The organism is Cupriavidus laharis (assembly GCF_914271435.1).
In the GTDB taxonomy this organism is placed as follows: Bacteria; Pseudomonadota; Gammaproteobacteria; order Burkholderiales; family Burkholderiaceae; genus Cupriavidus; species Cupriavidus laharis.
Genome location: NZ_CAJZAI010000001.1, coordinates 437,726 through 451,951 on the forward strand (window position 1 = coordinate 437,726; position 14,226 = coordinate 451,951).

The following is a 14,226-nucleotide window of genomic DNA, read 5'->3' on the forward strand; positions in this document are numbered from 1 at the left end:
CGCGTGGCGCGCGGTGCCTGGGAGTCAGGCGGTCCGGCGGTGTTCCTCGCTGACGATTGCCTGCCGGCTGCCGAGGTGCTCTGGCAGGCGCCTGCGCCGGCGCCTTGGCAACGCGCGGGGCGGGCTGGTCCGATGGCTGCGCCGCCACGCCTGGCCCGCCGCCGCCGGCCCCATCGATGGCGGAAACCCGATAGAATGGCGCACCGCGCCGGCCTTGCCCGGCCGGTTGCCCTTTTCTGGCCCGCTCCTGATGCCCCGTGGCACAGGTGACGCGGCCGTTCCGGCCACCACTGTGGCCGCATCCTTGCAGGTTTTCCAATGCTTCGCCTCTCCGAACTCAAGCTTTCCCTCGAACACACCGAAGACGATCTCGACCGCGCCGTGCGCAGCGCGCTGGCCCAGATCGGGGTGAAGGGCGACGGGCTTGTGCAATACACCGTGTTCCGCCGCGCCCACGACGCGCGCAAGCGCTCCGACATCAAGCTCACTTACATCATCGACATCGAGGTGAAGGACGAGCCCGCCGCCATCCGCCGCATGGCTGGCAAGCCCAACTGGAGCGTGACGCCGGACATGGCGTATCGCTTCGTGGCGCAGGCGCCGCAGGGCGGCAATGTGCCGCGTCCGGTGGTGATCGGCATGGGGCCGTGCGGCCTGCTGGCCGGGCTGCTCCTGGCGCAGATGGGTTTCCGCCCGATCATCCTCGAGCGCGGCAAGGAAGTGCGCGAGCGCACCAGGGACACCTTCGGCCTGTGGCGCAAGAGCGTGCTCAACCCGGAGTCGAACGTGCAGTTCGGCGAAGGCGGCGCGGGCACGTTCTCGGACGGCAAGCTGTACAGCCAGATCAAGGATCCGAAGCACTACGGCCGCAAGGTGCTCAACGAGTTCGTGCGCGCCGGCGCGCCGGAAGACATCCTGTACAAGGCGCGCCCGCACATCGGCACGTTCCGGCTGGTGAGCATGGTCGAGAAGATGCGCGCGGAGATCCGCGAGCTGGGTGGCGAGGTCCGCTTTGAGACGCGCGTCGATGACCTCGACATCGAACACGGCAAGCTGCGCGGCCTGAAGCTGTCCACGGGCGAGTACCTGCCGGCCGGGCACGTCATCCTGGCGGTGGGGCACAGCGCGCGCGATACCTTCCAGGTGCTGCATGACCGTGGCGTGTTCATGGAAGCCAAGCCGTTCTCGCTCGGCTTCCGCATCGAGCACCCGCAGGGGCTGATCAATCGCAGCCGCTTCGGCAAATTCGCGGGCAACAAGCTGCTCGGCGCGGCCGACTACAAGGTGGTCCATCACTGCAGCAACGGCCGTTCGGTGTACAGCTTCTGCATGTGCCCGGGCGGAACCGTCGTGGCGGCGGCCTCGGAACCGGGCCGCGTGGTGACCAATGGCATGAGCCAGTACAAGCGCGCGGAGCGCAACGCGAATGCGGGCATCGTGGTGGGCATTACGCCAGAGGACTACCCTGGCGGTCCGCTCGCCGGCATCGAGTTTCAGCGCAAGTGGGAAGAGCGCGCGTTCGAGCTCGGTGGGCGCAACTACTGCGCGCCGGGCCAGCTCGTCGGCGATTTCATCGCGCGCCGGCCATCGACCTCGCTCGGTTCGGTCGAGCCGTCCTACAAGCCGGGCGTGACGCCGACCGACCTCAGCACCTCGCTGCCCGACTACGTCATCGAGGCCATCCGCGAAGCGCTGCCGGAGCTCGACAAGAAGATTGCCGGCTTCGCCATGCACGACGCGGTGCTGACCGGTGTCGAGACACGCACGTCCTCGCCGCTGCGCATCGAGCGCAAGGCGGACTACCAGAGCGTGAATGTGGAAGGGCTGTATCCAGCCGGAGAGGGTGCCGGCTATGCCGGCGGCATCTACTCGGCCGCCATCGACGGCATCGAAGTGGCCGAGGCCGTGGCACTGGCCATCGTCAACGGCCGCTAATCAGCGCGCGGACGCCAGCCAGTCCGCCGCGCCCCGGCCGGCAGTGCGGCCGCTCGCGAAGCAGGCCGTGAGCAGGTAGCCGCCGGTCGGCGCTTCCCAGTCCAGCATCTCGCCGGCGCAGAACACGCCCGGCAGTGCGTTCAGCATCAGGCTGGTGTTCATCGCTTCAAAACGGACACCGCCTGCGCTGCTGATGACTTCGTCGATCGGCCGCGCACGCAACAGTCGCAGCGGCAGCGCCTTGATGGATGCCGCCAGTGTTGCCGCGTCATGCATTGCTTCCTTCGGCAGGCACTCGCGCAGCAGGCCGGCTTTCACGCCGGTGATGCCCAGCCGGCTCTGCAGGTGGCTCGACAGCGAACGCGAGCCGCGCGGGTGAGACACCTCGGCCAGCACGCGCTGCGCATCATGGCCGGGCAGCAGGTCCAGGTGGACGACGGCTTCGCCGTCGCGCTCGATCCGGTCGCGGATCGGCGCGGACAGCGCGTAGACCAGGCTGCCTTCGATGCCGCCCGCGCTGATCACAAACTCGCCCTGGCGATGGTGCGCGTTGCCCTGTATGTCGGTCACGGCCAGCGCAACGGGCTTGACGGGGTGGCCGGCATGGCGATCGGAGAACATCGCGCTCCAGTCCACATCGAAGCCACAGTTGGCTGGCCGCAGCGCGGCGATATCGATGCCATGCTGCGACAGCAGCGGCACCCACGCACCGTCCGAGCCAAGCCGCGCCCAGCTTCCGCCGCCCAGTGCGAGTACCACGGCATTGGCGTGCACCTGTCGTTCGCCTTGCGGCGTGGCGAAGCGCAGTGTGCGCCCCGCAGGGTCAGTCCAGCCGAGCCAGCGGTGACGCATATGGAACTGCACGCCGCTTTCACGCAGGCGATGCAGCCATGCGCGCAGCATCGGCGCGGCCTTCATGTCGGTTGGAAAGACCCGGCCGGAACTGCCGACAAAGGTCTCGATGCCTAGCTCATGTACCCAATCGCGCAAGGCCTGCGCGCCGAAGCCGGCAAGCATCGGCGCGATCTGGGCGGTGCGTTCGCCATAGCGCGACAGGAAGGCCTGCTCGGGTTCGGCATGCGTCAGGTTCATGCCGCTCTTGCCGGCCATCAGGAACTTGCGGCCCACCGACGGCATGGCGTCGAACACGTGTACGCGCACCCCGCGCGCGGCCAGCACCTCGGCCGCCATCAGGCCTGCAGGCCCGCCACCGATGACGGCGGCTTCAACCGGCAGGGTGGTGGGCGCGGCGGACGGGGTATCGGTGGACGGCATGGCAATGCGTGGAAGGATGGCAGGGGCGTGCTACGCCGCGGATTATAGAGCCTGCGGCAGCGCTAAAATGGTGCTTTGTCCCTGCCTTGCCGCCATGCCGTCCTCTGCCAGCCATCAAGACGCCGTCATCGCCGCCACGCGCCACTGGCTGGCGCGCGCGGTGATCGGCCTCAATCTCTGCCCCTTTGCCAAGAGCGTGTATGTGAAGGAGCAGGTCCGCTACGTGGTCAGCGATGCGACGCAAGCCGCCGACGTGCTCGACGAACTGGAACGCGAACTGAAGCGGCTGGCCGAGACCGACCCGGCGCAGGTCGATACCACGCTCCTGATCGTGCCGGAAGCGCTGGCCGATTTTCTCGAGTTCAACGACTTCCTTTACTTCGCCGATCGGCTGCTCGGGAGCCTGCGCCTGGAAGGCACGTTGCAGATCGCCAGCTTCCACCCGCAGTACCAGTTCGAGGGGACGGAGCCGGACGATATCGAGAACTACACCAACCGCGCGCCGTATCCCATCCTGCATCTGCTGCGCGAGGAGAGCATCGCGCGCGCTGCCGAAGCCTTTCCTGATGCGGCTGATATCTACGAACGCAATATGGAAACCGTGCGCCGCCTGGGCCATGAAGGCTGGCGACGCTGGATGGAAGGCGACGATGACGCGGCATTGCCGCACAAGGCAGACGCGTAGCGGCGCTGCTTACAAGGGCGTGGTGAAGAACCGTTCGCGCATGTCTTCCAGGCCGAGCGTGCCCAGCACGCTTTCCAGCCGCTCGGCAGAGCGGCGGCGCGGCAGGTCCTTGAACTGCGCGATGATCAGCTCGTTCTTCATCGAGTGTTCCCAGCCGACCAGCTCGGTCACGCTGACCTGGTAGCCGTGCGCTTCCAGCTGCAGGCAGCGCAGCACGTTGGTCACCTGGCTGCCGAATTCGCGCGTGTGCAGCGGGTGGCGCCAGATCTCGGTCAGCGGGTTGCCGGCCAGCAGGCGGCCCTTGTTCTTGCGCAGCACGCTGGCGACCTCGGCCTGGCAGCACGGCACCAGCACGATGTGCCGGGCGTGCTTGGCCAGCGCGAAACGGATGGCATCGTCCGTGGCCGTATTGCACGCATGCAGGGCCGTCACCACGTCGACCGTGGCCGGCAGCGCCGGCGAGGTGATGGAATCCGCCACTGACAGGTTCAGGAACGACATGCCCGGGAAGCCCAGGCGTGCCGCCAGTGCCTGCGAGCTCTGCACCAGTTCCTCGCGCGTCTCGATGCCGAAGATGTGCGACTGGTCGCGCAGGGTCTTGAAGAACAGGTCGTACAGGATGAAGCCCAGGTATGACTTGCCGGCGCCATGGTCGACCAGCGTGACGGCGTCGCGCTCGGCCTTGATCTCCTGCAACAGCGGTTCGATGAACTGGAACAGGTGGTAGACCTGCTTGAGCTTGCGACGGCTGTCCTGGTTCATCTTGCCGTCGCGCGTCAGGATATGGAGTTCCTTGAGCAGCTCGATTGACTGGCCGGGGCGGATTTCGTGGGTATTTGCCATGACTGCGGGGAATGCGGGAGGCGGCAGGCGCCTCGGGAGCCGACAGTTTACCGAAAACGCTACCGCAGTCGGCCAATCCGACCGGTTGTATTACCACAAGGTCCGTGTTTGTCCTGCCTCAAGTTTTGTCGTCAACGGCCGTAGGTAATCGATTGACAACAAGCGGAAGTGCCGGCCAAGCGCACTAGCCAGCATTGCTGTGCCTGGACAGGCGGGGCAGGTGGCGGCACCGCTGCACAAAGAGAACTTGGGGGGACTCATGAGTCACGAGTCGGGTTTGCGCCTGGAGCTCAGCGAGCCAGGCGAGCAGGTGCGCGCACGCTATGTGCCCGAAGCGGGCCGGCTGCCACCGGACCATGTCGCATTCCGCGAATGCCTGGCCAGCCATGGCTGGCAGCAGGCCAGGCTGGACCAGCGCGCGGTGGCGAAATTCCTCAGCCAGTGCCAGCAGGCCGATCGCGAAATCGATGCCACGGTCGGCGTGCTGGTCGACGGCGCGTTCGAGCTGGACATCAGCGACGATGGGCTGGCCGTTCGCCTCACGCTGATGCGTGCCGAAGGCGGCCGCCTGGTGACCGAGGCCGATATCCGGCGTGCGGTGGCTGAGCGCGGGGTGACCGCGCGGATCCAGCCACTGGCACTGGAGGCTGCGCTGGACGAGGGTAGCTGCGAACTGCGCGAGATCGCAGCGGGCATTGCCCCGCGGCAAGGCCATCCGGCGCGCTTCGTCAACCTGCTGGAGCCGCGCAAGCCGGCGCAGGTTGACGACGATGCACCCATGGACCTGCGCGAGCTGGGCAACCTGATGCTGGTCAGCCCCGGCACGCCGCTGATGCGGCGCATCCCGGCCGAGCCCGGTAGCGACGGCGTCGATGTCTTTGGCAAGACGCTGGCCGCCGATCCCGTCGAAGACACGCCGTTTGCCGAAGGGCTTACCGGCGCCGCCGCCGATCCCAATGATCCGGACCTCCTCGTCGCGGTCCTTGCCGGTTCGCCGGTGGTAGGCATGCATGGCATCGCGGTCAGCCCGGTGGTGCAGGTGGAGTCCGTGGACCTGCACTCGGGCAACGTGGCGTTCGATGGCACGCTGCGCGTGTCGGGCGACATCCGCACCGGCATGTCGGTGAAGGTCAGCGGCGACGTGCTCGTGGACGGTGTCATCGAAGCCGCCACGATCGAGGCCGGCGGCAGCATCGTGGTCAAGGGCGGCATCATCGGCAAGTCCGAAACCGGGCATGCGGACCCGGCCGGCACCATCAGCCGGGCCAGCGTGCGCTGCCGGGGCGCGGTCCAGGCGCGCTTCATCGAGAACGCGGTGGTCGAGGCAGGCACGGAGGTGACGGTGGAGAGCGGTATCCGCCAGAGCGATGTGGCGGCTGGTGAACGCATCATGGTGGGCGGCACCAGCGGCATGGGCAGCATCAGCGGCGGGCGCAGCCGCGCGCTGCTGGCGGTGCGTGCGCCGGTGCTCGGTGCACCGGCGGGCAGCGCGACCATCGTGCAGGTCGGCCTGAACCCGTACGCGGACGCGCAGCGCGCGGCGCTTGAGGCAGAGCGCCGGCGCCTGCTGGAGGAGCAGAACAAGGTCAAGCAGCTTGTGGCCTTCTTTGCCAAGCATCCGGAACGCGCGGTCGGAGACCTGCGCGAGAAGGCGCGCGCCACGCTGTTCAAGTCATCGCGCGACCTGTTCGAGCTTGACGAGAAGCTCGCGAAGCTTGGCGAGCAGATGCAGCCCGCCGCGGGCGCCGTGATCGACGCTGGCCGCCGCATCCACGGCGGCGTGACGCTGCAGGTCGGCAACCGCGTGCTCAAGGTGATGGAAGATAAGCCTGGCGGCCAGATCCGCCTGGTGGACGACCGCATTGCGGTGACCTGACCGGCATGGCGGCATCGGGCGGGTACCGCCCAGCGGAATTTGTACTAAGCTGCAGTTGTGTCCTGGGGTGCCGCAGGATAGGCGATGGCTAGTGTTGGGCAGTGAATGCAGAAGCGGATCAGCAATCTGTGGAAGCGTTACACGGAACCGACTCACGTGGCACTGAATCACTGAAGGCCAGCCCGCAGGCTGGCCTTCCTGCTTCTGCGCGCCGCTCTGCCGACGCGAGTGCGTCAGCCTGAACTTCCCTGATGGCAGGCTGCCGAGCCATGGATGGCGGAACAGCAGGCGATCTGGGAGGCGCGCACCGATCGCCTGGCTGCCTACGTTGAAGCGCTGCATGCCAAGGAGACTCTCGATGAGCAGTAAGCAGGACCTCGACCTCGAAATTTCACGCGTGCTGAAGGCGCCGCGGGATCTCGTATGGAAAGCCTGGGCCGACCCGAACCACCTGAAGGAATGGTGGTGCCCGAAGCCGTGGACCACGGAAGTCCTTGCCTTCGATCTTGCGCCGGGCGGCGCCTTCCACACGCTGATGCGTGGCCCGGGCGGGGAAACCAGCGACAACCCTGGTGCGTTCCTCGACGTGGTGCCGCGCTCGCGCATCGTCTGGACCTCCGCGCTGGTCGCGCAATGGCGTCCGGCGGACAACCCGTGGCTGCCGATGACCGCCTATATCACCATGGCGGACGAGGGCGACTGCACGCGCTACGTGGCCACCGTCCTGCACAAGGACAAGGCATCGCGCGAGCAGCATGAGGAGATGGGGTTCTTCGAAGGGTGGGGCACCTGCATGACCCAGCTCGAAGCGTATGCGCAGTCGCTGAAATAGCTGGCGCCGCGGCGCCGGTGTTGGTTTCCGCAGACAGGAAAAGGCCCCGGGAGCGCCGCGCTTCCGGGGCCTTTTCCATGCCGTGTGCCGGCGTTCCAGCCAGGCCAACGACTGTGCGAATGCAATCCGTCCGAAGGGGTAGGCGTGGCTGGCATTTGCGCGCCGTCAAGTCCCAGCGATGTTCGCCGCGGCCCGTCTCGTCCTGGCGCAGCCCATCGGGAATACTCCCCGCGGCTCGGCAACACAGAGGGGCCGGGCGGGATATCAGGGGCGACTTTCGTAGCGAAGTCGGAGTCAAGGTTGCATCAGAACAGACAACCAGCATCATGAGATTGAATCTGCCGGTCACCGATCAGGAATACCGATTGCCATCGGACGAAGTCATCATCACCAGGACCGATACGCAAGGCAACATCGAGTACGCCAACCAGGCGTTCTTCCGCAGCAGCGGCTATGACCGTGCCGAAGTCCTGGGCCAGCCGCAGAACATCATCCGCCACCCCGACATGCCGGCTGCCGCATTCGCCGACATGTGGGCGACGATCCGTGCCGGTACGCCGTGGACCGGCGTGGTCAAGAACCGCCGCAAGGACGGCGGCTTCTACTGGGTGCTGGCCAACGTTACGCCGGTGTTCCAGGAAGGCAAGCCCTCGGGCTACCTGTCGGTGAGAACCGCGCCGACGTCGGCGCAGATCGCCGCGGCGACAAGGCTCTATGCCGACCTGAAGCGCGACGGGCGGTCACGCTGGCGCCTGTCCGGCGGCGAGGCATTCCGCAAGGGCGCGGCCGGTGTGATCCAGCGCCTGCTGCGGCTGCCGGTGGTGGCTCGACTGCTTGTCGTCCAGTTCGTGCAGGTTGTGCTGATCGCGCTGGCGGCGGCGAGTGCAACGGTCTGGGCGGCGCATCCTGCCGTCACCTGGCTGCTGGCGGGCGCGGCCGTGGCCATGTGCGGGGCCGCTGCCTGCTATCTCGCGCTCAACATCCTGCAGCCAGTGATGCGCCTGAACCGCAGCGCGCTGGCTGTGTTGTCCGGGCAGTTGCGGCACCGCTTCCCCGAGTGCGGCGATGCGCAGACGCGGCTGCTTGGCCGTTTCCTGAACCAGATGAACGCCCGTCTGGTGGGCGTGCTGCTCGACACGCGGAACTCGATCGAGAGCGTCTGGCAGTCCTCGGTCGGGTTGGCCAGCGGCAACGCCGACCTGTCGGAGCGCACCGAGCAGCAGGCCAGCGCCATCGAGGAGACCACGGCAACGCTCGCGCAGATCACCGAGACCGCGCGGCAGAATGCAAGCGATGCCGAACAGGCTCACCAGGAAGGGCGCCAGACCGCCGAGGCAGCATCCGCCGCAGCGGGCGGCGTGCGCCGCTCGGCGTCGCTGATGGAGCGGCTGACCACGCAATCGCGCAAGATCGCCGAGATCACTTCGGTGATCGACGACATCGCCATCCAGACCAACCTGCTCGCCCTGAACGCCGCCGTCGAGGCCGCCCGCGCGGGCCAGCACGGCCGCGGCTTCGCCGTGGTGGCGGGGGAGGTGAGATCACTGGCCCAGCGCGCCGAAGCCGCCGCGAAGCAGATCAAGGCGTTGATCGAGAACTCGCTCGAAGTCGTACAGGCCAGCAGCGAAGCGGCCATCAGCGCTGGCAGCGAGATGGATCGCGTCGAGCGATCGGTGTCCGCGCTGACGCGGACGATTTCTGCCATTGCGAATGCAAGCAGGGGGCAGAGCGTGGAGATCGAGCAGACCAGTGCGGCGGTCGAACAGATGACGCAGATCACGCAGATGAACGCGGCGCTCGTCGAGGAATCGGCTGCGGCGGCGATGGGGCTGAAGCAGCAGGCGCAAGCGTTGGAGGATGCGGTGAACGTGCTCGCGAGCTAATGTCCTGAATTGCAAGTTCGTTGCATAAGTCTGCCGACAAGGCGCACGATCCGTCGTCGCGAATGCTCGCAAGGCTCCAGCCTTGCTGTGCTTCGCTCCTAGGCTCGCACGCCTTCTCGACAGACTTATTTCTGCAACGAACTTCCAACTCAGGACACAAGGCCAACGCCCGCGCAACATGTACCCCGACGACTGTCCCGGTCTCCCATTGGAGGCAGTCCCGGGGCAGGGAAGTCACGAATCGGCGGGCCTAGCCGATGGTCGCGATCGGCAGGCCGGCAGCCACGAAGATGCCCGCGGCGGTGCGCAGCGTGATGCGGCCGGCGCGATGCGCATGGACCTGCATCTCCATCTTCATGGCTTCCATGACGGCGATGAGTTCTCCTTCCTCGACTTCGTCGCCGTCGGCTACCTTCCAGGCATGCACTGTCCCCGCGACGGGGGCCGGCACATCTCTGGCATCGGCAGCCTCGGTTGAAGCCATGGCTGGGCTCGCCGCCTGCGCGTTAGCCAGTCCGCCCAACAGTTGAGCCGGCAGGCCCAGGACCACGCGGCGCCCGTCGATCTCGATGGCGGTGCGAAGCAGGCTGCCATCTGCCTGGGGCTCGGCGCGCGCGGCTGCGGCCAGCGGTTCGGCGAAGTCGGATTCGATCCAGCGGGTGTGCACGTTGAAGCCGTCGTGGCCCACAAAGTCCGGGTGGTCGATCACGGCACGGTGGAAGGGAAGCACTGAAGCGACGCCTTCGATCCGGAACTCGCGCAGCGCGCGGCGGGCGCGGGTCAGGGCCTGTTCGCGCGTGGCCCCGCTGACGATGAGCTTGGCCATCAGCGAGTCAAAGGTGCCGGGCACGACGGAGCCCGACTGCACGCCCGCATCCACGCGCACGCCGGGGCCGGAAGGGGGCTCGAAACGCAGCACCGGGCCCGGCGTCGGCAGGAAGCCGCGACCCACGTCTTCGGCGTTGATGCGGAACTCGATGGAATGGCCCAGCGGCGCGGGCGTATCCGTGACGGAGAGCGGCAGGCCGTCGGCCACGCGCAGTTGCTCGACCACGAGATCGATGCCTGTGGTCTGCTCGGTGACGGGATGCTCCACCTGCAGGCGGGTGTTGACCTCGAGGAACGAGATCGCCCCGCCGGCACTCAGCAGGAATTCCACGGTGCCCGCGCTGGTGTAGCCGGCAGCGGCGCAGATGTCGCGGGCGGCGGTATGGATGCGCTCGCGTTGCGCATCGGTCAGGAAGGGCGCGGGCGCTTCTTCCACCAGCTTCTGGTTGCGGCGCTGCAAGGAGCAATCGCGCGTTCCGAGCACCACCACGTTGCCATGGGTGTCAGCCAGCACCTGAGCCTCGATGTGGCGCGGCTTGTCGAGAAACTGTTCGACGAAGCACTCGCCCCGGCCGAACGCCGTGACGGCTTCGCGCACGGCAGAGTGATACAGCTCCTCGACCTCGTCCATGCGCCAGGCGATCTTCATGCCCCGGCCACCGCCGCCAAAAGCGGCCTTGATGATGATCGGCAGGCCGTGCTGCTCGGCAAAGGCCAGCACCTCCCCGGCATCCTTGACGGGGTCGGGCGTGCCGGCCACCAGGGGGGCGCCTACCTGCAGCGCGATCTTGCGGGCCTCCACCTTGTCGCCCAGCTTGGCGATGGTGGCCGGCGAAGGCCCGACCCAGCGCAACCCGGCATCGATCACGGCCTGGGCGAAGCCTTCGCTCTCCGACAGGAAGCCGTAGCCAGGGTGCACGGCATCGGCACCGCTCTTGCGGGCGATCTCCAGCAGCTTGGGAATGTTCAGGTAGGTATCGGCCGGGCGGTCGCCATCCAGTCCGTAGGCTTCGTCGGCCATGCGCGCGTGCAGGGCGTCGATGTCGGCATTGGCGTAGACGGCAACGGACTGCACCCCGTAATCGGCGCAGGCGCGGATGACGCGGACAGCGATTTCGCCGCGGTTGGCAATCAGGACTTTTTTCATCGGAGGTCTCGGAAGGTGCCAGCGTCGCCCGGGGCGGCGGCCGGAGTGAGTTCTTCAAACGCGCGGATCGGGTTGAAGCGCAGCCAGGCGCCCACCGGAATCTGACCGGCGCGGTCGAGGTGATAGGGGGCTACCGCGGCAATCACGGGGTAGCCGCCGGTGAGCGGGTGGTCGGCCAGAAACAGCACAGGCTGGCCGCTCGGGGGCACTTGAAGCGCGCCCAGGGCCGTGCCTTCGCTGGGCAACTCGCCGCCCATGGCGCGTTCCAGCAGCATATCGCCGGCCAGGCGCAGCCCTACGCGGTTGGACTGGGGCGTCACCTGCCAGCGTTGCGTGGCCAGGCTTGCCACGGCCTCCGGTGTAAACCAGTCGGTGCGGGGGCCCATGACCACGTCCAGCACGACCTCCTGCTCCAGTGTGGGCAGGTCGGCGGCGGGCAGCGCCGGTTCGCTCACCACTGCGCCAGCCGGGGACGGCTGCAGGCCCAGCAGATCGCCCACGGACAGCGGCGCGGGACCCACGCCGGCCAGGGTGTCGGTGGCGCAACTGCCCAGCACCGGCGCGATCGCAAAGCCCCCGCGCGCTGCCACATAGCAGCGCGCACCGGCCCTGGGCTGGCCGATGCTCAGCAGGTCGCCATCGGCCAGGGCCAGGGCCTGGTGCGATGGCGGACTCCACTGGCGGCCATCTGCCGTGCGCAGGGTCAGCGGGGCGTCGGCACCGGTCACGGCAACTACTGTCTCGCCAAGGCTTTGCAGTTGCAGGCCGCCGCCCACGGTCTCGAGCGCGGCGCCGTTGCTGGGGTTGCCCACGAGGCGGTTGGCCGCCTTGAGCGCGGCCTGGTCCATGGCGCCAGAGGCCGAAACCCCCTGGCCGGCCTGGCCATGGCGGCCCAGATCCTGGAAAACGGTCAGCAGGCCAGTCGCCCTGACCTGAAGTGCAGTCTGCTCCGGGGCCAGCGCGTCGCGGGTGCGCCCGCTGTCGGGCGCGTCGATGGCGGATTTCGATGCGCCTGCCCAGGTGTCAGTTTCCGATTCGACATCCAGCGTGGCGATATCGACAAAACGCACGCGGTAGCCAGGCTGCAACAGCGCGGGCTGTTCGCGGTCCAGATCCCACATGGCCACGGGCGTCACACCGATGATCTGCCAGCCGCCGGGGCTGGCCTGCGGGTACACGCCACTGAAGGTGCCGGCCAGCCCCACGGCGCCGGCCGGAATGCGCGTGCGCGGAGTGCTTCGGCGCGGCACATCGAGGCTGGGGTGGCCGCCCGAGAGATAGGCAAAGCCAGGCGCAAAGCCGGTGAAGGCCACGGTGTACTCGCTGCCCGTGTGGCGCCGCACGACCTCCGCGGGCGTGATGCCGAGCCGTTGCGCAACCTCCGCCAGATCCTCGCCGTCATAGCGCACGGGGATTTCGATCAGCGTGCTGCCGCGCTCCGCGCTTGGTGCCAGGTTGCGTCCGGCGATGGCTTGCACCAGCGTCGCCAGACCAACGGAAGCCGGGCGGAAACGCACAAGGATCGTGCGCGCGGCGGGCACCAGCTCTTCCACGCCGGGCAGGGGATCGCGCTGCAGCGAGGCCAGCAGGGCCAGGGTCTGGTCCAGGTCGGACAGCTCCACCAGCAACGCGTTCAGGGAGACAGGAAGGAAACGCAACGAAGACTCCGCAAGCAATCAGACGTGGCAGGTACCGTCGGGCACGTCGGTAATGAACATATAGCCGGCCGTGGGTCACGGCGAACGGAACGCCGGAGGCCATCACGGCGGCCTGGGGCGTGACACCGCATGCCCGGAAGACTGGAATCTCTGCTTTCGCAACGGTGTCCGGATCAGGCTGCGGTGCCAGGTTCCAGCTCTGCAGTCATGTGCTCCGGTTCCGTAATCTGCATGGAATGTCGGTGTAAAAATCACACATAGTTCAACTACAATACAAGTATTGTTCAACAATATTGGAAAATTGGCAGTTAAGGTATACACCTAGCCTGACAAAGCAGGCTACTTTGTCACTGAATCGGGGCAATCCGTTCATCAAGGTGGGGCGTTTGCGTCATCAAAGTGCGCTAACATTCCGGGCTTCGAGCCCCGGCGCCGGGCCGGCCTGCCCAAGCGAGTCCTATACGAGATGACATCGAGTCCTGACACGAAGAACCTGACCGAGCGCGTGGCCGAACTCATTCGCCAGAAGATCGTGCACGGCGAGTTCTCGCCCGGGCAGCGTTTGTCGGAGGCGGCGTTGAGCGAGAGCCTTCAGATCTCCCGCAACACCTTGCGCGAGATTTTTCGCGTGCTGACCAAGGAAGGGCTGCTCAAGCATGAGCCCAACCGCGGCGTCTCGGTAGCTGTGCCCACCATCGCAGCGATCATCGACATCTACCGCGTGCGCCGGCTGATTGAGTGCCAGGCGCTGCGCCAGGCGTATCCACGTCACCCGGCGTGCAAGCATCTGCACAGAGCGGTGGAAATGGCGTCGCAGTGCCGCGACAAGGGAGACTGGCAGGGCGTAGGCACGGCCAACATGGAGTTCCACATGGCCATCGTGGAACTGGCCGACAGCGAGCGATTGAACGAGATGTTCTCGCGCCTGCTTGCCGAACTGCGCCTGGCATTCGGCATGCTGCAGGATTCCGAATTCCTCCATGCCCCATATGTGGAGATGAACGGGCACATCCTGCAGCTATTCGAGGCGGGAAAGCTCAACGAGGCCGCCACCGCGCTTCAGGACTACCTTTCGCAGTCCGAGCGCATTGTGTTGGCGGCTTGTGCGCGCCATCCGGTGTTCATGTCGCGTTGAGTGTGGGCTGGCGGTAATGGGAAGAGCGATGCTTGCGGCGCGTGCGTAAGCCGCAGGCGCGTGGCTGAAACGGGCCGCACGCCTGAGATCGCCTGAGGCAAATCCCATTCCATTCATCCTTCCGGTGGA

The 14,226-nt window shown here is 67.0% G+C and carries 10 protein-coding genes and 1 pseudogene; 6 read left to right on the top strand and 5 right to left on the bottom strand.

Annotated features, from left to right (window positions below):
• The first annotated feature begins 318 nt into the window (after positions 1–318).
• Positions 319–1,935: an NAD(P)/FAD-dependent oxidoreductase gene (locus LDO29_RS01970; protein WP_224078110.1), complete on the top strand. Its 1,617-nt coding sequence runs from the start codon at positions 319–321 to the stop codon at positions 1,933–1,935.
• Here LDO29_RS01970 and LDO29_RS01975 read toward each other — a convergent pair whose 3' ends face one another.
• Complete coding sequence (locus LDO29_RS01975; RefSeq protein ID WP_224078111.1) at positions 1,936–3,210, bottom strand: TIGR03862 family flavoprotein; 1,275 nt, start codon at positions 3,208–3,210, stop codon at positions 1,936–1,938.
• A gap of 94 nt (positions 3,211–3,304) precedes the next feature.
• Between LDO29_RS01975 and LDO29_RS01980 the strand changes: the two genes are divergently transcribed.
• The gene (locus LDO29_RS01980) at positions 3,305–3,895 is read left to right on the top strand and encodes a DUF1415 domain-containing protein (RefSeq protein ID WP_224078112.1); all 591 of its coding nucleotides are present in this window, start codon (positions 3,305–3,307) and stop codon (positions 3,893–3,895) included.
• 9 nt (positions 3,896–3,904) lie between these two features.
• On the opposite strand, the gene LDO29_RS01985 is transcribed toward LDO29_RS01980, so the two are convergent.
• Entirely contained in the window at positions 3,905–4,738 is an 834-nt protein-coding gene (locus LDO29_RS01985; protein ID WP_224078113.1) for a class I SAM-dependent methyltransferase, read from the bottom strand.
• 259 nt (positions 4,739–4,997) lie between these two features.
• Here LDO29_RS01985 and LDO29_RS01990 point away from each other — a divergent pair, with 259 nt between their 5' ends.
• From LDO29_RS01990 to LDO29_RS02000, 3 genes are all read left to right on the top strand, one after another.
• Positions 4,998–6,614 carry a DUF342 domain-containing protein gene (locus LDO29_RS01990; protein ID WP_224078114.1) on the top strand — a complete coding sequence of 539 codons (1,617 nt, stop codon included), beginning with the start codon at positions 4,998–5,000 and terminating at the stop codon, positions 6,612–6,614.
• 358 nt (positions 6,615–6,972) lie between these two features.
• Positions 6,973–7,446 carry an SRPBCC family protein gene (locus LDO29_RS01995; protein WP_224078115.1) on the top strand — a complete coding sequence of 158 codons (474 nt, stop codon included), beginning with the start codon at positions 6,973–6,975 and terminating at the stop codon, positions 7,444–7,446.
• 326 nt (positions 7,447–7,772) lie between these two features.
• Positions 7,773–9,329 carry a methyl-accepting chemotaxis protein gene (locus tag LDO29_RS02000; protein ID WP_224078116.1) on the top strand — a complete coding sequence of 519 codons (1,557 nt, stop codon included), beginning with the start codon at positions 7,773–7,775 and terminating at the stop codon, positions 9,327–9,329.
• Between the two features lie 250 nt (positions 9,330–9,579).
• Here LDO29_RS02000 and LDO29_RS02005 read toward each other — a convergent pair whose 3' ends face one another.
• The 3 genes and pseudogenes from LDO29_RS02005 to LDO29_RS02015 form a co-directional block, all read right to left on the bottom strand.
• Entirely contained in the window at positions 9,580–11,304 is a 1,725-nt protein-coding gene (locus LDO29_RS02005) for an acetyl/propionyl/methylcrotonyl-CoA carboxylase subunit alpha (protein WP_224078117.1), read from the bottom strand.
• The gene (gene pxpB, locus LDO29_RS02010) at positions 11,301–12,962 is read right to left on the bottom strand and encodes a 5-oxoprolinase subunit PxpB (RefSeq protein ID WP_224078118.1); all 1,662 of its coding nucleotides are present in this window, start codon (positions 12,960–12,962) and stop codon (positions 11,301–11,303) included. Before pxpB ends, LDO29_RS02005 begins: the two co-directional genes overlap by 4 nt.
• A gap of 18 nt (positions 12,963–12,980) precedes the next feature.
• Positions 12,981–13,113: pseudogene (locus LDO29_RS02015) on the bottom strand (D-glutamate cyclase family protein); the annotation flags it as partial.
• 315 nt (positions 13,114–13,428) lie between these two features.
• Here LDO29_RS02015 and LDO29_RS02020 point away from each other — a divergent pair.
• Complete coding sequence (locus LDO29_RS02020) at positions 13,429–14,097, top strand: GntR family transcriptional regulator (RefSeq protein WP_224078119.1); 669 nt, start codon at positions 13,429–13,431, stop codon at positions 14,095–14,097.
• Positions 14,098–14,226: the final 129 nt, after the last annotated feature.

Coding starts and splice junctions, on each gene's coding strand:
- LDO29_RS01995 (WP_224078115.1), top strand. CDS start 6,973: ATGAGCAGTAAGCAGGACCTCGACCTCGAAATTTCACGCGTGCTGAAG.
- LDO29_RS01980 (WP_224078112.1), top strand. CDS start 3,305: ATGCCGTCCTCTGCCAGCCATCAAGACGCCGTCATCGCCGCCACGCGC.
- LDO29_RS01970 (WP_224078110.1), top strand. CDS start 319: ATGCTTCGCCTCTCCGAACTCAAGCTTTCCCTCGAACACACCGAAGAC.
- LDO29_RS02020 (WP_224078119.1), top strand. CDS start 13,429: ATGACATCGAGTCCTGACACGAAGAACCTGACCGAGCGCGTGGCCGAA.
- LDO29_RS02005 (WP_224078117.1), bottom strand. CDS start 11,304: ATGAAAAAAGTCCTGATTGCCAACCGCGGCGAAATCGCTGTCCGCGTC.
- LDO29_RS01990 (WP_224078114.1), top strand. CDS start 4,998: ATGAGTCACGAGTCGGGTTTGCGCCTGGAGCTCAGCGAGCCAGGCGAG.
- LDO29_RS01985 (WP_224078113.1), bottom strand. CDS start 4,738: ATGGCAAATACCCACGAAATCCGCCCCGGCCAGTCAATCGAGCTGCTC.
- LDO29_RS02000 (WP_224078116.1), top strand. CDS start 7,773: ATGAGATTGAATCTGCCGGTCACCGATCAGGAATACCGATTGCCATCG.
- LDO29_RS01975 (WP_224078111.1), bottom strand. CDS start 3,210: ATGCCGTCCACCGATACCCCGTCCGCCGCGCCCACCACCCTGCCGGTT.